At 39.6% G+C, this 24,800-nt stretch carries 27 protein-coding genes and 1 pseudogene; 18 read left to right on the top strand and 10 right to left on the bottom strand.

The window, feature by feature from the left end; genetic code table 11:
• Window positions 1–395 precede the first annotated feature (395 nt).
• From serA to metK, 5 genes are all read right to left on the bottom strand, one after another.
• Window positions 396–1,625, bottom strand: coding sequence for a phosphoglycerate dehydrogenase (gene serA, locus GQR56_RS09255; protein ID WP_166110638.1), 1,230 nt, complete (start codon window positions 1,623–1,625; stop codon window positions 396–398).
• A 9-nt stretch (window positions 1,626–1,634) separates the two neighbouring features.
• Window positions 1,635–2,288 (bottom strand): ribose-5-phosphate isomerase RpiA, encoded by a 654-nt coding sequence (gene rpiA, locus GQR56_RS09250; protein WP_166110635.1) that lies wholly within the window; start codon window positions 2,286–2,288, stop codon window positions 1,635–1,637.
• Window positions 2,289–2,341: 53 nt separating this feature from the next.
• Complete coding sequence (locus GQR56_RS09245; RefSeq protein ID WP_166110632.1) at window positions 2,342–2,938, bottom strand: 5-formyltetrahydrofolate cyclo-ligase; 597 nt, start codon at window positions 2,936–2,938, stop codon at window positions 2,342–2,344.
• Window positions 2,939–2,958: 20 nt separating this feature from the next.
• Entirely contained in the window at window positions 2,959–3,504 is a 546-nt protein-coding gene (locus GQR56_RS09240; protein WP_166110630.1) for a hypothetical protein, read from the bottom strand.
• Between the two features lie 163 nt (window positions 3,505–3,667).
• Window positions 3,668–4,819 carry a methionine adenosyltransferase gene (gene metK, locus GQR56_RS09235; protein ID WP_024600601.1) on the bottom strand — a complete coding sequence of 384 codons (1,152 nt, stop codon included), beginning with the start codon at window positions 4,817–4,819 and terminating at the stop codon, window positions 3,668–3,670.
• Between the two features lie 303 nt (window positions 4,820–5,122).
• Between metK and tkt the strand changes: the two genes are divergently transcribed.
• The 6 genes from tkt (at window position 5,123) to GQR56_RS09205 (ending at window position 10,370) form a co-directional block, all read left to right on the top strand.
• A complete protein-coding gene (tkt, locus tag GQR56_RS09230; RefSeq protein ID WP_166110627.1) occupies window positions 5,123–7,114 on the top strand; it encodes a transketolase in 1,992 nt (663 codons plus the stop codon).
• Between the two features lie 185 nt (window positions 7,115–7,299).
• The gene (locus GQR56_RS09225; RefSeq protein WP_002958974.1) at window positions 7,300–7,614 is read left to right on the top strand and encodes a pyrimidine/purine nucleoside phosphorylase; all 315 of its coding nucleotides are present in this window, start codon (window positions 7,300–7,302) and stop codon (window positions 7,612–7,614) included.
• A 176-nt stretch (window positions 7,615–7,790) separates the two neighbouring features.
• Entirely contained in the window at window positions 7,791–8,147 is a 357-nt protein-coding gene (raiA, locus tag GQR56_RS09220) for a ribosome-associated translation inhibitor RaiA (RefSeq protein ID WP_024611277.1), read from the top strand.
• 202 nt (window positions 8,148–8,349) lie between these two features.
• On the top strand, window positions 8,350–9,525 hold the full coding sequence (locus GQR56_RS09215) for a divalent metal cation transporter (protein WP_166110688.1): 1,176 nt from the start codon (window positions 8,350–8,352) through the stop codon (window positions 9,523–9,525).
• A gap of 64 nt (window positions 9,526–9,589) precedes the next feature.
• Window positions 9,590–10,045 carry a GNAT family N-acetyltransferase gene (locus GQR56_RS09210; protein WP_166110625.1) on the top strand — a complete coding sequence of 152 codons (456 nt, stop codon included), beginning with the start codon at window positions 9,590–9,592 and terminating at the stop codon, window positions 10,043–10,045.
• Between the two features lie 91 nt (window positions 10,046–10,136).
• Window positions 10,137–10,370: a hypothetical protein gene (locus GQR56_RS09205; RefSeq protein ID WP_240920923.1), complete on the top strand. Its 234-nt coding sequence runs from the start codon at window positions 10,137–10,139 to the stop codon at window positions 10,368–10,370.
• Window positions 10,371–10,501: 131 nt separating this feature from the next.
• Here the strand turns inward: GQR56_RS09205 and GQR56_RS09200 are convergent, their stop codons facing one another.
• Both GQR56_RS09200 and GQR56_RS09195 read right to left on the bottom strand, forming a co-directional pair.
• Window positions 10,502–11,515 carry a hypothetical protein gene (locus GQR56_RS09200; protein ID WP_166110622.1) on the bottom strand — a complete coding sequence of 338 codons (1,014 nt, stop codon included), beginning with the start codon at window positions 11,513–11,515 and terminating at the stop codon, window positions 10,502–10,504.
• 166 nt (window positions 11,516–11,681) lie between these two features.
• Window positions 11,682–12,068, bottom strand: a pseudogene (locus tag GQR56_RS09195) (hypothetical protein); the annotation flags it as partial.
• Window positions 12,069–12,259: 191 nt separating this feature from the next.
• On the opposite strand from GQR56_RS09195, the gene GQR56_RS09190 reads away from it, so the two are divergent.
• Window positions 12,260–14,455 carry a putative Ig domain-containing protein gene (locus GQR56_RS09190; RefSeq protein ID WP_166110619.1) on the top strand — a complete coding sequence of 732 codons (2,196 nt, stop codon included), beginning with the start codon at window positions 12,260–12,262 and terminating at the stop codon, window positions 14,453–14,455.
• A 39-nt stretch (window positions 14,456–14,494) separates the two neighbouring features.
• On the opposite strand, the gene GQR56_RS09185 is transcribed toward GQR56_RS09190, so the two are convergent.
• The 3 genes from GQR56_RS09185 to GQR56_RS09175 form a co-directional block, all read right to left on the bottom strand.
• Entirely contained in the window at window positions 14,495–15,682 is a 1,188-nt protein-coding gene (locus GQR56_RS09185) for a VWA domain-containing protein (protein WP_166110616.1), read from the bottom strand.
• A 266-nt stretch (window positions 15,683–15,948) separates the two neighbouring features.
• Window positions 15,949–16,797, bottom strand: a complete 849-nt coding sequence (locus GQR56_RS09180; protein WP_166110613.1) for a MoxR family ATPase — start codon at window positions 16,795–16,797, stop codon at window positions 15,949–15,951.
• A gap of 52 nt (window positions 16,798–16,849) precedes the next feature.
• The gene (locus GQR56_RS09175; RefSeq protein WP_024594065.1) at window positions 16,850–17,089 is read right to left on the bottom strand and encodes a DUF1653 domain-containing protein; all 240 of its coding nucleotides are present in this window, start codon (window positions 17,087–17,089) and stop codon (window positions 16,850–16,852) included.
• A 60-nt stretch (window positions 17,090–17,149) separates the two neighbouring features.
• Here GQR56_RS09175 and GQR56_RS09170 point away from each other — a divergent pair, with 60 nt between their 5' ends.
• The 11 genes from GQR56_RS09170 to rpoS all read left to right on the top strand — a co-directional run bounded on the left by GQR56_RS09170 (window position 17,150) and on the right by rpoS (window position 24,735).
• Window positions 17,150–17,629, top strand: a complete 480-nt coding sequence (locus GQR56_RS09170; RefSeq protein ID WP_024610524.1) for a DUF2947 domain-containing protein — start codon at window positions 17,150–17,152, stop codon at window positions 17,627–17,629.
• Window positions 17,630–17,704: 75 nt separating this feature from the next.
• Window positions 17,705–18,337 (top strand): hypothetical protein, encoded by a 633-nt coding sequence (locus GQR56_RS09165; protein WP_166110610.1) that lies wholly within the window; start codon window positions 17,705–17,707, stop codon window positions 18,335–18,337.
• A gap of 44 nt (window positions 18,338–18,381) precedes the next feature.
• Window positions 18,382–18,669: a cell division protein FtsB gene (gene ftsB, locus GQR56_RS09160; protein ID WP_166110607.1), complete on the top strand. Its 288-nt coding sequence runs from the start codon at window positions 18,382–18,384 to the stop codon at window positions 18,667–18,669.
• Window positions 18,659–19,360 carry a 2-C-methyl-D-erythritol 4-phosphate cytidylyltransferase gene (gene ispD / locus GQR56_RS09155; RefSeq protein ID WP_166110604.1) on the top strand — a complete coding sequence of 234 codons (702 nt, stop codon included), beginning with the start codon at window positions 18,659–18,661 and terminating at the stop codon, window positions 19,358–19,360. Before ftsB ends, ispD begins: the two co-directional genes overlap by 11 nt.
• Window positions 19,357–19,854, top strand: coding sequence for a 2-C-methyl-D-erythritol 2,4-cyclodiphosphate synthase (gene ispF, locus GQR56_RS09150; RefSeq protein ID WP_166110600.1), 498 nt, complete (start codon window positions 19,357–19,359; stop codon window positions 19,852–19,854). The genes ispD and ispF overlap by 4 nt, the downstream gene beginning before the upstream one ends.
• The gene (locus tag GQR56_RS09145; protein ID WP_024610519.1) at window positions 19,851–20,903 is read left to right on the top strand and encodes a tRNA pseudouridine(13) synthase TruD; all 1,053 of its coding nucleotides are present in this window, start codon (window positions 19,851–19,853) and stop codon (window positions 20,901–20,903) included. The genes ispF and GQR56_RS09145 overlap by 4 nt, the downstream gene beginning before the upstream one ends.
• Window positions 20,884–21,648, top strand: coding sequence for a 5'/3'-nucleotidase SurE (gene surE, locus GQR56_RS09140; protein ID WP_024610518.1), 765 nt, complete (start codon window positions 20,884–20,886; stop codon window positions 21,646–21,648). The genes GQR56_RS09145 and surE overlap by 20 nt, the downstream gene beginning before the upstream one ends.
• Window positions 21,638–22,276 carry a protein-L-isoaspartate(D-aspartate) O-methyltransferase gene (locus tag GQR56_RS09135; protein ID WP_024610517.1) on the top strand — a complete coding sequence of 213 codons (639 nt, stop codon included), beginning with the start codon at window positions 21,638–21,640 and terminating at the stop codon, window positions 22,274–22,276. Before surE ends, GQR56_RS09135 begins: the two co-directional genes overlap by 11 nt.
• A gap of 9 nt (window positions 22,277–22,285) precedes the next feature.
• Window positions 22,286–22,864: a YqaA family protein gene (locus tag GQR56_RS09130; protein WP_166110597.1), complete on the top strand. Its 579-nt coding sequence runs from the start codon at window positions 22,286–22,288 to the stop codon at window positions 22,862–22,864.
• A gap of 42 nt (window positions 22,865–22,906) precedes the next feature.
• A complete protein-coding gene (locus GQR56_RS09125; protein WP_166110594.1) occupies window positions 22,907–23,731 on the top strand; it encodes a peptidoglycan DD-metalloendopeptidase family protein in 825 nt (274 codons plus the stop codon).
• Window positions 23,732–23,763: 32 nt separating this feature from the next.
• Complete coding sequence (gene rpoS / locus GQR56_RS09120) at window positions 23,764–24,735, top strand: RNA polymerase sigma factor RpoS (protein ID WP_024610514.1); 972 nt, start codon at window positions 23,764–23,766, stop codon at window positions 24,733–24,735.
• The last annotated feature ends 65 nt before the right edge of the window (window positions 24,736–24,800 follow it).

Here is a 24,800-nt window from a genome sequence, read left to right as displayed (position 1 = left end):
GTGTTTTTAATGTGTAAAAGCGAGGTATAAAACCTCACCTACAAAACATCACCTAAAGAACAACATACACCCAAATGTAGGTGCGATTTTACATCGCGCTTATGTAACGTGCCTCCACTACTTTAAAGTAAAGCGAGGTATAAAGCCTCACCTACAAAGCGACATACACTCAAATTGTAGGTGCGATTTTACATCGCGCTCATGTAACGTGCTTTTAATGTGTAAAAGCGAGGTATAAAACCTCACCTACAAAACAACATGCACCCAATGTAGGTGCGATTTTACATCGCGCTCATGTAACTTATGTAAAATGCAAAGCTAAAAAAACACCGCACTTAAATTTTAAGTGCGGTGTTTTTTTAAAGTGTAATTATTGCTCAAATAGCCAATATTTATTAATGAAGAATACGTGCTCTAATTGTACCCTCAACAGCGCTTAATTCTTTAAGTGCGACTTCAGAGTGATCAGTATCTACATCAATAACAACATAACCAATAGCTGCGTCTGTTTGCAGGTATTGCGCGGCAATATTAATACCGTGCTGTGCAAACGCTTGGTTAATTTGCGTTAGTACGCCAGGACGGTTGTGGTGTACGTGTAATAAACGACTACGATTAGCAAGCTCTGGCAGCGATACCTCAGGGAAGTTAACTGCGGTAATAGTTGAGCCGTTATCTGAATATTTAGCCAATTTACCAGCTACTTCAATACCAATGTTTTCTTGTGCTTCTTGTGTTGAGCCACCAATGTGTGGTGTTAAAATAACATTGTCGAATTGGCGCAGTGGTGATACAAATTCTTCATCGTTAGACTTTGGCTCAGTAGGAAATACATCAATTGCGGCACCACTTAGTTTTTTCTCTGTAAGTGCTTCTGCAAGTGCATCAATATCAACTACGGTACCGCGTGAAGCGTTGATCAAAATAGATCCCTGCTTCATAACAGCAAGTTCTGCTGTGCCAATTAGGTTTTTAGTTTGTGGTGTTTCTGGTACGTGTAAGCTAATAATATCAGAGCGTTGTAATAACTGAGTTAGGTTATGCACTTGTTTTGCATTACCAAGAGACAGCTTATCTTCGATATCGTAATATTCTACGTTCATACCAATGTTTTCAGCCATAATGCCTAGCTGAGTACCAATGTGACCGTAACCAATAATACCTAACGTTTTACCACGCGCTTCAAATGAGCCATTTGCTGTTTTTAACCAGCCACCACGATGCGCCGCTGCATTGCGCTCTGGAATACCGCGTAATAAAAGCAGTATTTCACCAAGTACAAGTTCAGCAACTGAGCGAGTGTTAGAAAATGGTGCATTAAAGACAGCAATGCCGCGTTCGCGCGCGCTGTCCAGGTCAACTTGGTTTGTACCAATACAAAAACAACCAACTGCAACTAGCTTTTCAGCGGCATCTAATACAGCTTCACTTATATGAGTACGAGAACGAAGCCCTACAAAGTGCACGTCTTTAATACGTTCTTTTAGTTCGTCCTCAGGTAAGGATGTTTTAACGTAGTCGATGTTGCTGTAACCATTACGCTTTAGCGTTTCAACAGCGCTTTGGTGAACACCTTCAAGCAAGAGAATTTTAATTTTGTCTTTTGCTAACGATACCTTACTCATAACCTCATCCTATTTAATTTGAGGCCCATTTTTAGTGCCGATAATTACTTTATCAGCGCCACGCATCGCAAATAGGCCGTTGGTAACTACGCCAACAATTGAATTAATTTGTGCTTCTAATTGTTTGGCATTGGTAATTTTTAAGTTAAATACATCTAATATAACGTTACCGTTGTCGGTAACTACACCTTGGCGATAGACTGGGTCGCCGCCAAGCTTTAATAATTCTCGTGCTACGTAACTGCGCGCCATTGGAATAACTTCTACCGGAAGCGGGAAGTCGCCTAATGTTTTTACTAATTTGGTGTCATCAACAATACACACAAATTGCTTCGCTACAGCAGCGACTATTTTTTCGCGAGTAAGGGCTGCACCGCCGCCTTTAATCATTTCGTTTTGAGCGTTTATTTCGTCAGCGCCGTCAACGTAAACATCTAAAGCATCTATGTTATTAAGTTCAAACACTTCAATACCTAACGCCTCTAAGCGCGCTGTTGAAGCTTCTGAACTCGATACTGCACCTACAATGGTATCTTTTACTGAGCCAAGAGCGTCAATAAAGTGATTAACTGTAGAGCCTGTACCTACACCTACAATAGTGTTTTCTTTTACAAACTCGAGTGCTGCCCAAGCAGCTGCTTTTTTTAATTCGTCTTGTGTCATTGCTATGTGCTCATGTATGTCAGAGATATGCGGCTAGTAACCAAATTTAATTGTTACCAACTGTATATTTTATCTGGAGTGATAATTGTTTTAAGTGGTACATCCCACGATTCAATTGGTAATGTTTCAACTTTTTGGCATTCATGTGCTAAGCCAATAAGTTGTGGTTTTTGCCAATCTTGTTCGTGCAAACGTGCCAATGTTCGGTCGTAAAACCCACCCCCCATTCCGAGGCGATTACCTTGTTTATCAAATGCAACTAACGGCATAAGAAGGTAATCAAGCGCTGGTAATGGGCATATCTCAGAGCAATTCAGCTTAGGCTCCAAGATACCATAGCGATTTGCCTTCATGGGTGAGTTTTTTTCATAACGTTGAAAGAGTAAATTAGCCCCGTTAAAGGGGTGTATTATAGGGAGGTAAACTTCATGGTTTAAGTTCCATAACTCATTAATTAACAATGATGTATCTAGTTCACCATCGTTAACTAAATAAATTGCTATATGCTCTTTTTTATCTGTTTTTTTGCTTTTTAACTGTTGAATAAAATTCATTTTAAGCGATTGAGCGGCAAATAATTGCTGTTTTTTTGATAAATTATTACGCATTTCACGGACTGACTTTCTGATCTGTGCGCGTTTATTGCTCATGTTAGTGCTTCGCTAGGTAATTAAAAAGAAAATAAGTTAGGAAAAGCTAAATATGCCGCCAATACTATTAGCAGTGTTACTACCGTGGCTATAAGTGAATATAAAAGAACATTACTGCGCTTTTTAGGTGCACTAATAAGCTCTTCATCAAGCATCAGGTCGTCATCTTGCCATTCATCGTTGTTTTCTATTTGCGCTTTTGACTCTGCTTCAGGAAGCCGTTGTTCTAATTCTTCTAGCTTTTCTTCAAGGCGAATTAAGCTGCTGGTAATATAATCGAGTGCATCAAAAATGCGTTCATCGCGTTGATTATTTGCTTGCTCGGTATTTGTGCTTGATGCACTAGAGATAGCTTGAAGCTTACTTTTTATGCCAAGACCAACAAGTAATTTTGCTTGTTTTAATGCTTTGTCTTTATTGCTTGGTGCAAATAAGGGTTTACCTTTAAAAAAAAGCGTTACTTTTTCCTCTGAGGTTTTTAGCCGTTGCGCTAAAGTTGTGCATGCTGTTTTTGCATCAACGTCATCTGCAAGCCCTGCAAATATAACGCGAAAATTGTCGGTCATTTAACTATCTCTCAAGCTTTATAATGAAATGAGTATATACCTAAAGTACAAAAGAATTCGAGGTCGATTTTATAGTTATTTTATTTACGAACAATACTACAAATAAACTCCAGATGTAAAAACGGCCCTAAAAAGGGCCGTTTTATATTATTACATTATTGGCTTAAAGGCCAGCAGCTGCGCGAAGTGCGTCTGCTTTATCTGTACGTTCCCAAGGGAACTCGTCGCGACCAAAGTGACCGTAAGCCGCTGTAGGAAGGTAGATAGGGCGCTCTAAATCAAGCATTTGAATTAAGCCGTAAGGGCGTAAGTCAAAATGTTCACGAATAAGCTCAATTAAACGGCTTTCTTCTAGCTTGCTTGTACCAAACGTTTCAACGCTGATAGAAGTAGGCTCTGCAACACCAATTGCGTAAGAAACTTGTAGCTCACACTTGTCAGCAAGACCAGCAGCAACAATGTTTTTAGCAACGTAACGTGCAGCGTATGCCGCAGAACGGTCAACTTTTGATGGATCTTTACCAGAGAAAGCACCACCACCGTGACGAGCCATACCACCGTATGTATCTACAATGATTTTACGACCAGTTAAGCCACAGTCACCCATTGGTCCGCCAATAACAAAGCGACCTGTTGGGTTAATGAAAAACTTAGTTGCACTTGTAATAAGTTCTGCAGGAAGTACCGGCTTGATGATTGTTTCCATCACAGCTTCTACTAAATCTTTTTGCGAAATGTCTTCGCTGTGCTGAGTAGAAAGTACAACAGCATCAATACCTACTGGCTTGCCGTTTTCGTATGCAAAAGTAACTTGAGATTTTGCATCTGGACGTAACCAGTTAAGCTCGCCGCTTTTACGTACTTGCGCTTGGCGCTGTACTAAACGGTGTGAGTAAGTAATTGGGGCAGGCATTAGTACTTCTGTTTCGTTACATGCGTAACCAAACATTAAGCCTTGGTCGCCAGCGCCTTGTTCTTCTGGGCTAGTACGGTCAACACCTTGGTTAATGTCTGGAGACTGTTTACCAATAGTGTTTAAAATTGCACATGAATCGGCATCAAAGCCCATGTCTGAATTTGTGTAGCCAATGTCACGAATTGTTTTACGTGTAATTTCTTCGATATCAACCCATGCGCTAGTAGTGATTTCACCACCAACCATAACCATACCGGTTTTCACGTAAGTTTCACACGCTACGCGAGCCTGAGAGTCTTGCTCTAGGATTGCATCAAGTACCGCATCAGAGATTTGATCGGCGATTTTATCCGGATGACCTTCAGAAACTGATTCAGAAGTAAATAAATGTTTTGCCATTGTATTTCTGCTCACAAATATTGCGCTTCACAAATGTCGGTATTAGCGCTAAAAAATTAAGGGGCGTATTTTATCGAAAACAAAACTAATTGCATAGTGTTTTTACGCCTAGACGTCTAAATAAAATTACTAATGTCGTTCTGGTCTCAAAAAAAATTCATAATGCTCCCTTTTCTGGGGTTTTTAATTGCACACCGCCCCCACATTAAGTAAGAATGGATGTATAGCAGTATCCAAGATATTTGGTTACATAAACGATTACATAAATACCCGCGCAAATACACATATAAGGTAGGAGAATTCATGCCATCTCGCAAAGAACTTGCAAATGCTATTCGCGTCTTGTCAATGGACGCAGTACAAAAGGCCAAATCTGGTCACCCTGGAGCCCCTATGGGCATGGCTGATATCGCAGAAGTATTATGGCGCGATTATCTAAAGCATAACCCAACAAATCCAGAGTGGGCTGACCGAGATCGATTTATATTATCGAACGGCCACGGTTCAATGCTTATATATTCTCTATTGCACCTAAGTGGTTATGATTTACCACTAGACGAAATTAAAAACTTCCGTCAAATGCACTCTAAAACACCAGGTCATCCAGAATATGGTTACGCTCCAGGAATCGAAACTACTACGGGTCCATTAGGTCAAGGGATCACAAATGCCGTAGGTATGGCAATTGCCGAAAAAGCACTTGCTGCACAGTTTAACCGTGAAGGTCACGATATTGTTGATCACTTTACCTATGCATTTATGGGCGATGGCTGCCTTATGGAAGGTATTTCTCATGAAGCAGGTTCACTTGCAGGCACATTAGGTCTGGGTAAACTTGTTGCATTTTGGGATGACAACGGTATCTCTATCGATGGTGAAGTAGAAGGTTGGTTTACCGATGATACGCCAGCTCGCTTTAAAGCGTACGGTTGGCATGTAGTTAGTGGTGTTGATGGCCACGACAGCGACGCTGTAAGTGCTGCAATTGCAGAGGCTAAAAGCGTTACCGATAAGCCATCACTTATTTGTTGTAAAACAATTATTGGTTACGGTTCACCTAATAAGTCAGGTAGCCACGATTGTCATGGCGCACCACTAGGTGATGACGAAATTAAAGCATCTCGCGAATTTTTAGGTTGGACTGGCGATGCTTTCGAAATTCCTGATGATATTTACGCACAATGGGATAGCAAAGAAAAAGGTCAACAGCTTGAATCAAGCTGGGACGAAAAGTTTGCAGCATACGCAAAAGCATACCCAGAGCTTGCAGCTGAATACAAGCGTCGTATTAATAACGAGCTTCCTGGTGATTGGGCTGAAAAATCTCAAGCGTATATTGAGCAATTGCAAGCAAACCCTGCAAATCCTGCTTCTCGTAAAGCGTCACAAAATGCATTAAATGCATTTGGTCCGTTATTACCAGAATTTATGGGTGGCTCAGCCGATTTAGCTGGCTCAAACTTAACAATTTGGGATGGCTCTAAAGGTTTAACACGCGATGATGCAAGCGGTAACTACATTTACTACGGTGTACGTGAGTTTGGTATGTCGGCAATTATGAATGGTATTGCCCTTCATAAAGGCTTTATTCCTTACGGCGCTACGTTCTTAATGTTTGTTGAATATGCAAAAAATGCCGTTCGTATGGCTGCATTAATGAAGCAACCAAGCATTTTTGTATACACGCACGATTCAATTGGTTTAGGTGAAGATGGTCCAACTCACCAACCAGTAGAGCAAATTGCAAGCATGCGTTTAACGCCTAACTTATACAACTGGCGTCCATGTGACCAAGTTGAGTCGGCAATTGCATGGCAACAAGCTATTGAGCGTAAAGATGGTCCTACATCGTTAATCTTTACTCGCCAAGGTCTTGAGCAACAAGCGCGTGACGCACAGCAATTAAGTGACGTTAAAAAGGGTGGTTACATCCTTAGCTGTGACGGCAACCCAGAGATTATTTTCATTGCAACGGGTTCTGAAGTACAACTAGCACAAGATTCAGCTAAAGAGCTACGCAGCCAAGGTAAAAAGGTACGTGTTGTGTCTATGCCATGTACTGATGCTTTTGAAGATCAAAGCGCAGCATACAAAGAAAGCGTATTACCGGCATCTGTTTCACGCCGCGTAGCAGTAGAAGCAGGTATTGCTGACTACTGGTACAAGTACGTTGGTTTAAACGGCGCAGTAGTAGGTATGACCACCTTTGGTGAGTCAGCACCAGCTAATGAGTTGTTTGAACACTTTGGTTTTACAGTGGCAAACATTGTAAGCAAAGCAAACGAGCTTTTTTAATCGCTTTTGATTAAACAAAGTAAGTAATTGAAAAACTCGCACATGTTGCGGGTTTTTTTATGCCCTTACATGAAGCAACTTCACCTTGGTCAATGCTGCTTTCCTTGCAAGAAAGTAAGCTATCAGGCAAGGTAGTGCGATAAAATTTATAAATAAAAATCTTAAATTAATAGCAGGAGCTAAAAATGCCAAAGTTCGATAACGTAAGTGTAGTAAAAAAAGCCAATGTATATTTTGACGGAAAAGTGTCGAGTCGTACCGTTATTTTAGGTGATGGCGAAGCGAAAACATTAGGTTTTATGCAACCAGGTGAGTTTGTTTTTGATACAAACCAAAAAGAATGCATGGAGCTTTTAGCTGGTCAATGGGATATTTTATTACCAGGTGCGAGCGAGTGGAAAACATTTAACGCAGGTGAGTCGTTTAACGTAGATGCTAATGTAAGCTTTAAAGTGAAAGTATCTGATTTTGCTGACTACTGTTGTTCGTATACAGATTAACCAGAATAGCTAGACGTCTGAAAGCCCATGTAATATGGGCTTTGCATAAACTTTGCGCAACACATGATTTAAATTACCAAAAACCACAAATAAACTTCAAATATCTCTATTTTTTCCTTGTGTTAATCTAAATAGCCCCCAATACTAATTGTAGGTAACAAATAAAAGGATACCCTATGAAAATTAATCTTTCTGGTCACCATGTTGAAGTTACTGACTCTATTAAAGAGCACATCAACGAAAAATTTTCAAAAATCGAGAGCCATTTTCCATCGCTTATTGCACTCGATATTATTTTGTCTAAAGAACATCATAAAATCCAAGCTGAAATTAGCACTAATTACGAAGGCACGCGCATATCGGTAAAAGGGGAAAACGAAGTTATGTACCCAGCCATTGCAAGCGCAGCTAAAAAACTCGATGCGGCACTAAAACATCGAAAAGGGCAGATAAAAGCAAACCTACACGAAAAGCCTGTAAGTACAACACCTGAAATCGCACACGAGATCATCCAAGAGATGGATCTTAAATAAAATTTAGTCACAAAGTATTGTAAAAAAGAGCCATATGGCTCTTTTTTATTGCCTGTAATTTAGGTAAGTTATGCGTTCTTGCGGTTTATTAATTATAAAAATTGATAAAAAGAACACACAACACACATATTTTGAGAAATTAATGCACAAAACAAAAGCAGTATGGAAATCTCGACTAGGTGCGCTTGGGCCTGGGATCCTAATGGCAACGGCCGCTATTGGCGGATCTCACCTAGTTGCGTCTACACAGGCTGGAGCAATATTTGGCTGGCAACTATTTTGGTTAATCCTCGTTGTTAATGTTTTAAAATACCCGTTTTTTCGTTTTGGTATGGAATACACACTTGCCACTAAAAATAGCTTAGTAGAGGGCTATAAAAGCAAAGGACCGTTTTATTTTTATAGCTTTATTGGTTTAAATATTGTAGCTGCCGTAGTTAATACCGCCGGCGTATTACTACTTACCGCAAGCCTGCTGCATTACGCCTTACCTATTGTTATTGAAGTAACCTTGCTTTGTTGGATGCTGCTGGGTGTATGTTTAGTTATATTGCTACTTGGGCACTTTAAAGCGCTCGATAACGTTGCCAAAGGTATTATGGGGCTGCTTACGCTCGCTACTTTGATTGCCCTTGCCATTGCATTTAGTAACGGTCCAATGGCACCTGCTGATTATGTGGGTCCTTCACCGTATGAACTTGCAATGCTTAGCTTTATGGTCGCTTTAATGGGCTGGATGCCAGCGCCTATCGAAATATCTGCATTAAGTTCTTTATGGCTAAAAGAAAAGCAAGCGCAGCAAACAGTCACTAAAAGCCAAGGCCTGTTCGATTTTAACGTAGGTTACTGGCTTACAGCTGGCTTAGCCTTGGTATTTTTTAGCTTAGGTGTATTGGTACAGTATGGGCAAACTAGCAGCATAGAACTCGGCGGTGTCGCGTTTGCCAAGCAGCTTATTGATATGTACGCGTTAACAATAGGCGAGTGGGCAAGACCGCTGGTATCAGCAATCGCTTTTTTATGTATGTTTGGCACCACACTCACTGTGCTTGATGGCTACGCCCGCACGCTTAACGAGTCTCATAAACTACTTGGCTTTAAGCAATCAAAACACAGCCTAAATATTTGGTTAATACTACAAGCACTTGCCGGTATGGCGGTTATTTTATTTTTTAAATCAGCCCTTGGTCCAATGCTTACGTTTGCAATGACACTTTCATTTGTTACAACACCTGTTTTCGCATGGCTTAACTTTAGCCTTGTACGCTCAGAGCCCGCCATTAAGCACAGCGTGTTACTGCGCAGCTTAACGTGGCTAGGCTTAGTGTATTTAATAGGCTTTGCAGTAGCATTTGTAGTGTGGAAACTAGCATTCTAAATATAGCCACTTACTTTAGGGTTTTAATTAAAGCCCTAAAACTTAAAATTTAAATGAGGTATAAATGGATATTAGAACAGGCGAGCTTTCAAACCCACACGTTATAAAACTACTACAAGCGCACCATAACGATATGCTAAAACACTCACCCGTTGAAAGCGTACATGCACTTGATGTGAGCAAGCTCACTCAGCCCGATATAACTTTTTATAGCTTATGGATTGATAATAATTTAGCGGGTGTTGGCGCTTTAAAAGCACTAAATGCTACCGAAGGCGAAATTAAATCAATGCGCACATCAAGCAGCTATTTACGCCAAGGCATAGCTGCTAAGTTACTCACGCATATTATTGAGCAATCAAGCTCGCGAGGTTACAAAACAGTAAGCTTAGAAACCGGTACCGCTGAGGCATTTTTACCCGCACAAAAGCTTTATACTCAGTTTGGTTTTAAAGAATGCGAGCCGTTTGGTGATTATGAGCTAGACCCGTATAGTTTATTTATGAGTAAAGTGCTTTGAGTTGTATGAGTTCACCATTTACAGCAAAAAAAAATGACATATTTAACACCAGAACAAAAAAGCAATAAAAGAGTTTTTAGGAGATGACGTAATGAGCAAACGTGATTTATTTTCAGAATTAACTACAACTCTTGTTGACGCTAAAGCGCATTCACAAAGTGTACTTACGTTACAGGTTCAAACAGTAAGTGAGCTTAATGACCTTGCCATTTCAACCGATGAAATAGTGAATATTCCAGAAATATCTAGAATACATAAGCAAGAACGTTCGAAAATTGGGAGCAAGGGCGCAGTGCTCCTAATGGGCAAGCAATTATATTACTAAAGCTTGTGCAACGTCATCCTGAGACGCTAAACCATATAGCTAAGTTGTAGGCATCATGGAGCTCATTCAAGTAAATGAGACACTTAGACAAGTTTGATTTATTACTAATCATAGAAAGAGACGCGACCCCATCATATTAAATGTTTAAAACTTGAATAGAGTAAATATTTTGATTCCAACTTTTCTGATTGCGCTGTGTGGGAGGGATGAAATAAGCTTCCATTCTCACCGCTAAAAACTGAGCAAAAATATAATGAATTTAATATATTAATCAATCTAAAAAAATTACTTTCTGTACCGTAATTACTTTCAGGTTTCAGGGCGTGCAATATTGAATGCCTATTTAGGCTATGAGATTCATTAAATGCATTTGTATGTTGGTATAAAGATTTTTCTAAAAACCACCTTAAAGATTCAATTACTTGGATGCATTCATCATAAGTGTCATGCAACTTTATATCTAGGAAATCTTGAGGGATATAATTACAAGAATTAAAAATATAGTGCTTAATATAGTATCGCTGGAGCTTGATGAGATTTTCCATTAATTCTTTGGAAGAAACAGATGAAGCCTTTACGCCAAGATCCCTAATTACACCTTCTATACATGGTAATAATGAAATCACTGCAACTTTAAATAATCCTAAGTGGTAAGCTTTAAGCGACTCTCCTAATATTTCAATGTACTTAGAAATATGTTTGTTGGTTGAGTATGTGCTCGTTAAAAGTTCAGGTAACCCTAAAGTAACTTTGAAAAAATCGGTAATTATTTTTTCATTTATATTTTTATCTTGGTTTTCAGATAATGTCTTTAAAAGCATTTCTTGATCACCATTAGAGATTAAAGTTGGCAGAACAATACCAATTTCATAAAATTCATTTCTAAGAAATGATAATCCATTAAGTTTATTATTTTTAAGATCTTTTGACTTACTAACTGGAAAAAAAGCAGTTCTTTTTCCTATAGTAATTTTATATCCTTTAATATCTAAAAACCGTCCTACTGTAATTTTTTCTACTTTAGCATGAGAGTAAATTGACTTAATTACCGAAGATGTCTTTTTAAAGTCATTCAGTGAGTTCTTCTTTAATAAATCTTTATAGAGCTTTCGAAATTTAAGATCGCAAATAGTAGGTTCTATCATGTTAAATCACTTTATTATTTGTATAGTTAAAGCATTGTCCTAGTCTTTATTTAAGTTTAGGTCTAGCAAAACACCCATTTTACATTCGAGAATATATTATTGAAGGTTAAAAAGTAACTCATTAAGTATCCAGCAAGCTACGGAGAGTCCGGTTCAAATTGATGAATTAACTCAGCTCTTTTATCGCTCTACTTATCCCATCTAAACTCAGCGCGTACATGCGGTTGTTCATTAACTCTTTTATAAAACCAATTGATTGATAGTACGGCCAGTGTTCTACGGGTTGTGGGTTGAGCCAGGCGACTTTATCAAAGTGGTTTGTGACTCGTTGCAACCATGCACTGCCAGGCTCTTCGTTGTAATGTTCTACGGAGCCGCCAGGGTAGGCTATTTCGTAAGGTCCCATAGTGGCATCGCCGACAAATATTACTTTGTAGTCGCTGGTAAATTTATTAATCAGCGACATGGTGTCTATTACGTTTGAATGGCGACGCGCGTTGTCTTGCCACAGGTGTTTATATAAACTGTTATGGAAGTAGTAAAACTCTAGGTTATTAAACTAGCCAAAGCCTGATTTTTAATCGTTCTACTTATTTAGTCCAAATTCAACTTACATTGCGTTCATTAGTGTCATAGTTAAAATCACTAAAATTAGATATCTATAATTACAAGTGTTATATTTTTGTTGTGTTTTTAGTCCTTTATATTTATCATTCTGCTCATTGATAAATATAAGGAAATATAATGAAACATCAATTTAAACTTAAACCTCTTTTTGTTTTACCTCTTATAAGTGTACTTACAGCGTGTGGTTCATCAGACTCTGATAGTGAAACTGCAGTTGTAGGTGTAAATAGCGTACCAGTTATTACCTCGCAAGCTGTAACTACAGCAACAGAAGATAATCAGTATACATACGATTTAGTAGTGCAAGATGACGATAGTAATCTAACCTTCTCACTAAATTCAGCGCCTGAGGGCATGACTATATCAAATGCTGGTTCAATTAAATGGCTTCCAACGGAAGGTGTTTTGCGCTCGGGCGACGTTATTGTTTCTGTAAACGATGGCGTAAATGATAGCGTATTGCAGACTTTTGAGGTTGAAGTTACGCCTGTAAATGATTCACCAGTACTAACTGAAATAGTAAATCAAGTTGTTAAAAGCGGTGATAATTTTACTTTTCAAATTAATGTAATTGACCCTGATGATATTGCTGATAACGGTGACCTAAACTTTACTCTTACTTCTGCACCTATAGGTATGAGTATTGATCAAACAGGCTTAGTGACTTATCAGGCAAGTGCTTCTGAAACGTCGGCTTATGTAGTAACGGTTAGTGTAAGTGATGGTGGCGAAGATGGTTCTGTACCTTCAACAACATCTTTTACGCTTGATGAGCAATATTTTCTAGATATTTCTGCGGTAATTAAAAATTATTACACTGAAGAGGCAATAGTTAATGCGCTAGCTTCTTTGACGAATGGTAATGAAATTGTTGATGAGGCAGTATCTAACCAAGATGGTGTAGTTTCATTCTCTGTACAAGATATAGATATGACATCCCGTATGTCTGTTATCAGTGATGCTGAAGGCTTTGCTGAGATGGGTATTGGTTTAAACGAAAACCAAATAAATTTAGCCAACAATATATTACTGCAACCTGTTCATGCAGAACTGTCATTTGATCCAACAGTAGAGACGCAGCTTTCGCTTGAGGATACTGTTTTAGTTGAACTACCTGCTAATAGTTTAATCAGAGCTGATGGTACATTGGCCACAGGGACTGTGAATGCCGAGTTAACTGTTATAAATCCTGCGATAGATATTAATCTTATGCCAGGTGATATGATCACTAAAAATGAGAACGGTGAAGTTAAACCTATAGAATCATTTGGTGCAATAACTGTTACGTTTAAAGATGCTAGTGGATTGGATCTTAATTTAATAGAAAATGCGCAAGCTAAAATTAATATCCCAGCTGTAGGGCAGCTTGAGCCAACGGTTCCATTATATTATTTTGATGAAAATACTGGATTTTGGGTTGAAGAAGGTGAAGCTGAATTAGTATCAAATTCTCAAGGTAACTTCTACACCGGTATGGTGTCTCATTTTACAACGTGGAATGCAGATAGAATCTACGATACGGTATTTATAAATGGCTGTATTGTAGATGAAGAACAAAACCGAATTGCAGGAGCGCAGGTAAACTCAGAGGGGCGTGACTACATTGGCTCGTCTTCGGCAGTAACAGACGAAAATGGTATGTTTTCGATACCTACTAAAATGAATAGTACTGTTTTAATTTCATCTACAGTTGGTGCTCAAAGTCGCACATCTTCTATTGAAACAACAGATGTAGATTTAAACTTAGGCGAGTGCATCGTTTTAAATGAAGCGCTTACAAGAATAAAGTTAAATTGGGGTTTAACTCCTTCAGATTTGGACTCTCATTTATGGGGACCTTCAAATAGTGATGGTGGGCAGTTCCACATTTATTATGTAAATAGAGAAATTGTTGTAAACGATGTCGTTATGTTTTTGGATGTTGACGATGTGACAAGCTATGGCCCTGAGGTCATTTCAATTCCAGAATTTGCTTTACCTGGCACTTATACTTATAAAGTACATAATTATTCTCAAACTCCTGATATAGATACTGATACAGCTAAAGTTGAGCTCATAGTTAACGATAGACGTTATATATTTACTCCACCAAGTGATGGAGTTGATGATATGTGGTATGTATTTGATTTAGTCGTGAGCGAGTCTGGAAATGTAGACGTTAATGAAGTGAATACATTTGAGCCGGATTATCGTTTTTCAAATAACGTTAATCCTTCAAATTACAATATTCCTAGAGTTAATTCGTCATCAAAAGCTCAATCTTATGAGCTAATATATAAAGACTTGGTTAAAGGAAAATATTACTCTCATTAACCTATAAATAAGCCTCCATATTTGGAGGCTTATTTCTTTTTAACTCAGCTCTTTTATCGCTTTACTTATCCCATCTAAACTCAGCGCATACATGCGGTTGTTCATTAGCTCTTTTATAAAATCAATTGATTGATAGTACGGCCAGTGTTCCACGGGTTGTGGGTTGAGCCAGGCGACTTTATCAAAGTGGTTTGTTATACGTTGCAACCATGCACTGCCAGGCTCTTCGTTGTAGTGCTCTACCGAGCCGCCAGCATAAGCTATTTCGTAAGGTCCCATAGTGGCATCGCCAACAAATATGACTTTGTAGTCGCTGGTAAATTTATTAATCAGTGTCATGGTGTCAATCACGTTTGAATGGCGGCGCGCGTTGTCTTGCCAAACGTGCTCGTATAAACAGTTATGAAAGTAGTAAAACTCTAGGTGTTTAAATTCGCTGTGGGCTGCGCTAAATAATTCTTCGCAGGTATGAATGTAGTCATCCATTGAGCCGCCAATATCAAACAGCATGAGTACTTTTACGGCATTGTGGCGCTCAGGTGCCATTTTTACATCAAGCATGCCACCTTGTTTTGCTGTAGCGCGAATAGTCTCGTTTAAGTCCAGGGTGTCGCTTGCGCCAGTGCGGGCAAATTTACGCAGTTTTTTAAGGGCGAGTTTAATAGTACGCGAGCCAATTTCTCGATCCGTGTCGAGGTTTTTGTATTCTCGTTTATCCCACACTTTTACTGCTTGGCGATTACGGTTGCCGTCTTGCCCTATACGCACGCCTTCTGGGTTGTAGCCATACGCACCAAAAGGTGATGTGCCGCCAGTACCCACCCACTTGCTGCCGCCTGCGTGGCGTTTTTGTTGCTCTTCTAAACGCTCTTTTAGGGTTTTCATGAGCTCATCTAGCCCACCCATGGCTTTTAGTTGGGCTTTTTCTTCATCGCTTAGGTTTTTTTCAAACTCTTTACGTAGCCAGTCTTCGGGTAAGTTGTGTTGTTGCTTTAAGCTCTCGAGTAAATCAAGGTCGGCAATACCGCTAAAGTAGTCGCTAAAGGCTTTATCAAACCGGTCAAAATGCGTTTCGTCTTTTACCATTATGGTGCGTGCTAAATGGTAAAAGGCGTCTACGTCGGCAAATATAACACCTTTTTTTAAGGCGTTAATTAAGTCGAGTAACTCGCGCAGGCTTACCGGTAAACGGTATTTACGTAGCGTGAAAAAAAACTGTACTAACATATTAGGGCCTGTTTATCTTTCGAGGTTAAATTTGCAGCAGTGTGTTTGGTATTTAGGCAAGGCAGAGCCTATGTAGTGTGGTTATTCCCCATAAATAGGCGATAACACAGCATAAATACCAAACACGCGCTGCCTGAAGGTTCGTCCTAGGGACGATTAACTCTTTGTTGCTCGGCTTTTACTTAGCCCACTAGGCTACAAACCTCGCGCCACGATTAAATCGTCCCTAGTTAGAACAAATTTTAATCCTGAAAGGTCAACAGGCCCTAGCGACGGCTCATAAACGCGAGCTTTTCGATTAGGCTTATGTCTTGCTCATTTTTAAGTAATGCGCCAAACATGGGCATTAAACCGCCTTTTTTAGCTTTATCGTGCAGTGCTTTTGCGTCTATGTCTTCTGCCATTAGCAATTTAAGCCAGTCGAGTAATTCGCTGGTGGAAGGTTTCTTTTTAAGGCCGTTAGCTTCGCGCAGGTTAAAAAACACTTCGAGTGCTTGGCGTACTAAATCCTGTTTAACGTTAGGGTAGTGCACGTCAATAATTTGCTGCATTTCGTCGCTGCTAGGAAAATCAATATAATGAAAAAAGCAGCGGCGTAAAAATGCGTCCGGCAATTCTTTTTCATTATTGGAAGTGATGATCACAATAGGGCGCTCTTTTGCGACAATGCGCTCGTTAGTTTCATAAACATGAAACTCCATTTTATCAAGCTCAAGTAGTAAGTCGTTTGGGAACTCTATGTCGGCTTTGTCTATTTCATCAATTAATAGTACTGGGCGTTTGCCGTTAAGCTCTGCATATGTAAACGCTTGCCAAAGCTTCCCTTTAACTATGTAGTTACTAATGTTGTGTACGCGCTCGTCACCTAATTGACTGTCGCGTAGGCGCGAAACCGCGTCGTACTCGTATAAACCTTGCTGCGCTTTAGTGGTCGATTTTATGTGCCACTGAATAAGCGTGGTATTTAAGCTTTTAGCTAACTCCTCAGCCAGCATGGTTTTACCTGTGCCTGGTTCGCCTTTAATTAAAAGTGGTTTTTCGAGCATAATAGCAGCATTTACAGCTTGTTTAAGCGCGCTACTCGCTATGTAATTGTCAGTTGAATTAAATTGCACGGTGTACCCTTGTCTGGTCTGAGCAGTAAGTTATTTTGTTATAATGCCATAGTTAAACGGCAGGTCCAAGGTAGGCGAAACGCTGTATGACCTCACCTTCTTTTTCAACAGTTTCTAAAAACATACTAAGTGGGCGCGCCCACATACCAAATTCACCATATAGTGCTTGATAAATCACAAGCTGCTCCTCGGTTTCGCTATGGGTGGCAACATGAACAACTTTGTATTGCGGCCCTTTATAGTGTTGGTATATGCCTGGTTTGAGTGAAAGTGGTTTTATTGCTGTAGTCATGTTTTGATCTCTTGTATAATTTGGCTTTGCACTTTTAATGCTAACTAATTTGCCGACACTATGAACTATATTTCTTTAGATGATTACAAAAAAGCGTGGGTTTTTCGCCACAAAGACATTCCTGTTTCAGACGAAGATGCTGCAAACATTAAACCAATGAGCCATGAACGCGCTGCTGTCCTTTGGACAACGATGGTGAGCCGTGAGTTTGATCACCCCGATTTTTTTGACGATACCGATTGGTGCGGACAAGATAAAAGCTTTAGCCAAGAAGTTAATTGGGAAGATGCGTGGGAAAATGGTGATGCGTTGCCACCAGAAGCTATTTTAACTTTTTTAGGCTGGGAAGCTAATACCACCGTTTATTTTTGTATGGCTCGCGATAATATTATTGAAACAACCTTTGATGTATTTAAACGCAATTGGCAAAACTTTATGTTTTTAGCTGATGGTAGTTTGTTAATTGGTAAAAAACGAAATACGGTTGTGCAATTTTTAGAGTCGGGTAATGCCAAGTTAGGTGAAAAACCTAGCGCTTAAATTAATACGCGGTGCTTAAAAAATGTTCGCTGTTGTGTTATAAAACATTTACCTGAATATTTTTGAGTACAGCTATTGGTCGCTAAAAATCAGTCACTTGGTGCTCAGCAGCAAGTAGAAATTTGGCAAACTGATGCACAAAAAGTGTTGTATGCACAGTTGTGTAATGCATTTTATCAGCGTGAGGTTCAGCGATTAGTTGCAGAACCTAATGCTGATAAGCTACGCCGCCAATTAAAAAGTTTACCTTATTACGTTGAGCGAGCAGCTACTTTAGTTGCTAATAGTCGCTCTCCTTTTACGCTTGATGCGCAAAACGGCACATGGCTTGAAAAGCAAAAACCTACACCACCCGATGTTAATGATCAGGCTAATGAACTTTTTTATCAAAAGTATGCCAAAGTTGGGCTAATAGTGCCGGTTTTACTCAAAGAGCACGACCAAACTCGTCTTAGAATAGACAGTATTGATCAAGTAAGCGACAATGAGCTGCATTGCAATGAGCTTGGTTGGTTTGACTTTTTTGGCAATGGGTTAGATCAAAAAAATGTGCAATTAATTAAGCCTAATAAAGTCAGCCTAGCAGCTGCGTGTTGTGGGCATCAGTGGCAATTTTCAAAGCGTTGTATACCGCGAGTTTTATCGCTACGAGAAATGCTATTAGCTGGCAATATAAACTGGCGTAATATAAAACGTCCTTTAGCCTAATTGTTTGGTTGTGGTAATTATAAATTTAAAATAAGGAGTGTTAAATGCGATATTTTCAGGCTGGCCTACTTTGCTTAGCACTGTTTGTGCAGTATAGATTATGGTTTGGTCACAATGGCGTACAAGACTACACACGACTAAAAAGTGCTGTAGCGTCGCATCAACAAACTAATGAAAAGCTTATTAAACGAAATAAAGTATTAACTGCTGATATTGAAGATTTAAAAGTTGGCAAAGAAGGTATTGAAGAGCGTGCACGTAACGAGCTAGGAATGATTAAACCGGACGAAACATTTATTCGTGTTTTACCGGGCAAACAATATGGCAAATAAACAGACCATTGCTGCAATTGTACCCGCAGCGGGTGTTGGCAGTAGAATGCAACACAATGCCCCTAAGCAATATATACAATTAGCCGGTAAAACCATTTTAGAACATACCTTAGCTAAACTTTCTCAATTACCTCAGTTAAACACTATTGTTGTTGCTGTTAGTGACAGCGACCCATATTTTGAAGCGCTTTCTTTTACTGATACACGTATTGTTCGTGCCCGTGGCGGTAAAGAGCGTGCTGATTCAGTTCTCAATAGTTTACTTTTTTTAGCACCTAATCCACCAACATGGGTATTGGTGCATGATGCTGCGCGCCCATTAGTTAATATTACTGATATAGAGCGATTAATTAATGAATGTATAAGTGTTGATGAGGGCGGTATTTTAGCTAGCAAAGTAAAAGACACTATAAAACGTGGTGACACTCATATAGATCAAACCGTGCCACGAGATGATTTATGGCAAGCACTTACCCCGCAATTATTTAAATATGACGAGCTTAAAAATGCACTGCAAAGCGCATTATCAAGTGGTGCAACTATTACTGATGAAGCAAGCGCAATAGAGTGGGCAGGTAAACCAGTAAAGCTTGTAGCAGGTCGCAGCGATAATATTAAAATAACCACGCCAGAGGATTTAGACTTGGCTGGGTTTTTATTACATAAACAACAAAACGAGAGTGCATTATGATACGAATTGGCCATGGTTTTGACGTACATAAATTTGGCGGCGAAGGTCCGTTAACTATTTGTGGTGAAAAAATAGATTATCCACAAGGCTTTTTAGCGCACTCAGATGGCGATGTCGCTATTCATGCATTATGTGATGCTATTTTAGGCTCGCTAGCTATGGGCGATATTGGTAAGCACTTTCCAGATACGGCAAGCGAGTATGAAAACATCGACAGTCGTATTTTACTTCGCCATGTTGTGAGCTTAGCTAAAGAGCAAGGTTATGTACTTGGTAATGGCGATGTAACTATTGTTGCTCAAGCACCAAAAATGCTGCCACACATTCAAGCTATGCGCGCTAATTTAGCCTGCGATTTAAATTGTGACCTTTCGCAAATTAACGTTAAAGCAACTACAACCGAAAAGCTAGGCTTTGAAGGGCGTAAAGAAGGTATTTCGAGCCATGCAGTGGTTATTATGAATAAAGAGCTTGCGAGTACAAAAAACGCATGAGCAATTTAAATTATTTATACGGTGCACCGCTTTCTAAAGCAGATTTTAAAACCACTGCCGAAGATTTTATGGTTGATGAAGACCTTGGTATAGAATTTACCGGCAGCGGCGAACACGTGTGTTTGCAGGTAGTTAAAAAGGGCGAAAACACGCAATATGTTGCAAAGCTAATTGCCCAGCGTGCAGGTGTTTCACCGCGAGACGTAAGTTACGCAGGCATGAAAGATCGCCACGGTGTTTGCTCGCAGTGGTTTAGCGTAAAAGTACCGATTAAAAAGCCTATCGATTTTAGCGATTTAAATAGTGAGAGTATTTTTATTGTGTCGCAACAGCGCCACGACCGTAAATTACGTACGGGTTGCCACAAAGGTAATAAATTTACTATTACGCTTCGTAACGTGACCGAGCCGCTTGATATTTTATGCCGTATTAACGCAGTACGCGCAGGTGTACCTAATTATTTTGGTGAGCAGCGTTTTGGACATGGCGGTCATAACTTAGTAATGGCTGAAAAAATGTTTGCCGGTGAGCGTATTCGCGATAAAAAGCTGCGCGGTATTATTATTTCAGCGGCGCGCTCGCATGTATTTAATCAAATAGTAAATTTACGTGTAGCCGAACATGGTTTAGCTAAAACGATGCACCGTGAAGTATTTATGCTTAGCGGCAGTAATGCATTTTTTGAAGATGCTATTAACGATGAAAACATAGAGCGATTAGCGTCTGGCGATATTATGATGTCGGCACCTATGGTTGGTAAAAGTGAAAAAGGTTTAACCGAACAAGAAAAAATATGGCTCGAACCTTATCAAACATGGTGTGATGGCTTAGGTGAACTAGGCCTTAAAAATGAGCGTAGAATGCTGCGTTTAATTCCTCAAAACTTAACGGTTGAGACCATAGATGAAACTAGTTTAAAACTGAGTTTTGGTTTGCCTAAAGGGTGCTTTGCAACCGCATTATTACGTGAGCTGGTGGATTATAAAGATGCTAGCCCTCGAGAGCGAAAAGAAAAGGATGATGGCATAAATGAAGATACTGTTAAGTAACGATGATGGCGTAAACGCTAAAGGTATTGCCGTTTTATACCAAGCATTGATACAAATTGCAGAAGTGACTTTGGTTGCGCCTGATCGTAATTGCAGTGGCGCAAGTAATTCTTTAACGTTAATGAACCCGCTGCGAGCTACAAAACTCGAAAATGGTTTTATGTCTGTTAATGGCACGCCTACAGATTGCGTACATTTAGGTGTAAATCAGTTGGTTGATGAAAAACCAGACCTAGTTGTTGCGGGTATTAATCATGGCGCTAATTTGGGCGATGATACACTTTATTCTGGCACCGTTGCCGCTGCGACTGAAGGACGCCATTTGGGCTTACCTGCAATTGCGGTATCACTTTGCTCACATAAAGGTGAGCACTTTGAAACAGCTGCAGCTGTTACGGTAAACATTATTAAAGGATTGGCTTCGCATCCGCTTCCTAAAGATCAAATCATAAATATTAATGTGCCCGATATTCCATTAAGTGAATTAAAAGGGGTGCAAGTAACACGTTTAGGCGCTCGTCATAAAGCCGAAACCATGACTAAGCAAACCGATCCGTGGGGTCGTGATATTTATTGGTATGGATCGCTAGGTACAGAAAGCGATGCAGGTGAGGGTACTGACTTTTATGCAATCAATAATGGTTATGCATCGGTTACCCCATTAAGCGTTGATATGACTGCTAAAGACAGTTTAAAAGCGGTGGGAGACTGGCTTGCCGATTTGGAGATAAATCGTGCTCGCTAATTATACCCGCAGTGCTAAAGCGTTATCTGATTTACTAAAGCGCGAAGGCGTTGAAGATACTCAAGTGCTCGGTGCTATTGCTGATATTCCGCGTCATGTTTTTGTAGACGATGTGCTAAAACACAAAGCTTATGAAAATACAGCTCTACCTATAGGGCAAGGACAAACCATTTCTCAACCTTATATTGTCGCCCGTATGACCGAGCTATTACGCCTTGCTGGTGTACGCGATAAAGTCCTTGAGATTGGTACTGGCTCTGGATATCAAACAGCGATATTAGCTAAAACTTTTTCTAAAGTTTATTCGGTGGAGCGTATTAAAGCACTCCAATGGCAGGCTAAGCGAAGGTTACAAAAACTCGATTTATACAATGTAGCCATGAAGCATGGTGATGGTTGGCAAGGCTGGCAATCACAAGCTCCATTTGATGGCATAATAGTGACTGCTGCGGCCTCTAAGCTTCCACAAGATTTACTTGCTCAGCTTGCTGATGGTGGCGTGCTATTAGCACCAATAGGCGAGATTGATCAAAAATTAATAATGGTTATTCGCAAAGGCGATAATTATAAAGAGCATATTATTGCACCAGTAAGGTTTGTACCATTGGTACCTGGTGATATTGAATAGGAATTCATTTTGAAGTTGTTTACTAAGTTATACGATATGGCCCTTGTATGGGCAAAACACCGTCATGCGGAGCGTTATTTAGCTGCAATGAGCTTTGCTGAGTCAGTTTTTTTTCCGATACCGCCCGATGTAATGCTGGCGCCTATGTCGCTTGCGCAACCTAAAAAAGCATGGCGTTTTGCCAGCTTTGCCACTGTAGCGTCTGTTGTTGGGGGGATAGTTGGTTATTTACTCGGCTTTTGGCTATTTGAACCTGTTGTAGAGCCGCTTATTGCACAAATGCATTGGCAGGAAAAGTTTGATATCGCATTAAATTGGTTTAAAGATTATGGTGTTTGGGTGGTGTTTTTAGCTGGTTTTTCACCGATCCCTTATAAAGTATTCACGATTGGTGCAGGCGTTTTACAAATGGCGTTTTTGCCTTTTTTAATAGCATCAGCTATTGGGCGTGGTGCACGGTTCTTTTTAGTTTCAGCCTTAATGAAATGGGGTGGAGCAAAAATGGAGAAAAAATTACGTCAGTATATTGAAATACTTGGCTGGGGATTAGTTGCATTAATTGTCGTTGCATACTTTTTATTGCGTTAAGCTTTATAAAAACAACTTTATTAACAAAAGGCGCTAAGTACGATGAATAAACAATTAAGGTGTTATGTTGCTTTATTTATTAGTATTTTTCTCTTTGCTTGCTCGTCTCGTCACGTTCCTGCACCTGTCAGTAGCCTAAATAATAATGTTAATGAGTTTAAACATAAAATTAACATAACAGGCAGCCATTATAAAGTGCAAAAAGGCGATACTTTATATTCAATTGCCTTTAGTGCGGGTCAAGATTTTAGACTTCTTGCAAAAAATAACGAAATACCAGTACCTTATACAATATTTCCAGGACAGAGTATATCTCTACTAGCCCAGACTAAAAAAATAAAAAGGGATGAAAAATATACGAATTCGAGTAAAAAGTCTATAAAAAATAAACAAAAAAATAACATAAAATTAAAGAAAGAGCTTGATCCTCCAAAAAAACGAGAGTATGTTCAGAAACAAGCCAGTAACAAAGTTAGTAATACAGAGCATTTGTCGAGCAGTAAGGTAAAGTGGTTTTGGCCTGCAAAGGGTAAAATTACTAAACGCTTTTCTAATAAGGAAAACGGGTACAAAGGCTTGCAGATTACTAATAAAAAAGGGGCTTCCGTCTTAGCCGCAGCACAAGGAACGGTGGTGTATGCGGGTAATGCTCTTCGTGGTTATGGTAGTTTAATAATATTGAAACATAATGATGATTACCTAAGTGCTTACGCACATAACTCGAAATTACTTGTTAAAGAAAAGCAGGAAGTTAAGGTAGGACAAAAAATAGCAGAAATAGGTAACTCTGAATCTTTGGTCACGGCACTTCGTTTTGAAATACGCTACCGAGGAAAAGCTGTTAATCCTGCTAAATACCTACCCTAGCTAGGAATCGATAATTGCTCGGGAGAGGGCCTATGGCTAGCGCAGCAAAACTTAATAAAAACATCATGAATGAAGATAAGTTCGATGATACCGCCATTGAAGAAGCTACACCGTTACTTGAAAAAGTAGATGACGAAGATATATTTGCCAAAGACGAAGTCACTAAAAATTTAGATGCGACCCAACTTTATCTTGGCGAAATTGGTTTTTCTCCATTATTAAGTGCAGAAGAAGAAGTGTTTTTTGCTCGTAAATCTCTAAAAGGTTGCGAAGCATCACGCAAACGAATGATTGAGAGCAACTTACGTTTAGTTGTTAAAATTGCACGACGTTACAACAATCGTGGACTCGCTCTACTTGATTTAATTGAAGAAGGTAACCTTGGTTTAATCCGTGCGGTTGAAAAGTTTGACCCAGAGCGCGGCTTTAGGTTTTCTACTTACGCCACATGGTGGATACGTCAGACAATTGAACGTGCCATTATGAATCAAACTCGTACCATTCGCTTACCTATTCATGTTGTTAAAGAGCTTAACGTTTATTTGCGAACAGCTCGTGAGCTGACTCAAAAACTCGATCATGAACCAACTGCTGAAGAAATTGCAGCTAGTCTAGACAGACCCGTTGAAGATGTGACAAAAATGCTGCGTCTTAACGAAAGAATAGCATCTGTTGACATGCCTATTGGTGGTGAAAACGACAGTGTACTGCTTGATATCATCCCAGATGAAAAGAGTGCGGGCCCTGAAGGCGAAGTGCAAAACAATGATATCAACAAACACATTGTAGATTGGTTAGGTGAGTTAAATCCTAAGCAGCGCGAAGTGTTAGCACGCCGATTTGGATTACTTGGCTATGAGCCATCAACACTTGAAGATGTAGGACGTGAAATCGGTTTAACTCGTGAGCGTGTAAGACAAATTCAAGTTGAAGCATTACGTCGTTTAAAAGACATTTTGCAGCAAGAAGGTTTAAGTACAGATAGCTTATTTAACCAGTTTTAATAACTGTGCAAATTACTTAATAGACTATGTGTGTTAAAAAGCCGAAGAATTTATTCTTCGGCTTT

The sequence above is a fragment of the Pseudoalteromonas sp. Z9A5 genome (assembly GCF_011378875.1).
Classification (GTDB): Bacteria; Pseudomonadota; Gammaproteobacteria; order Enterobacterales; family Alteromonadaceae; genus Pseudoalteromonas.
The sequence above is the reverse complement of the archived record's forward strand: the minus strand, read 5'-3'. Positions and strand labels throughout refer to the sequence as shown.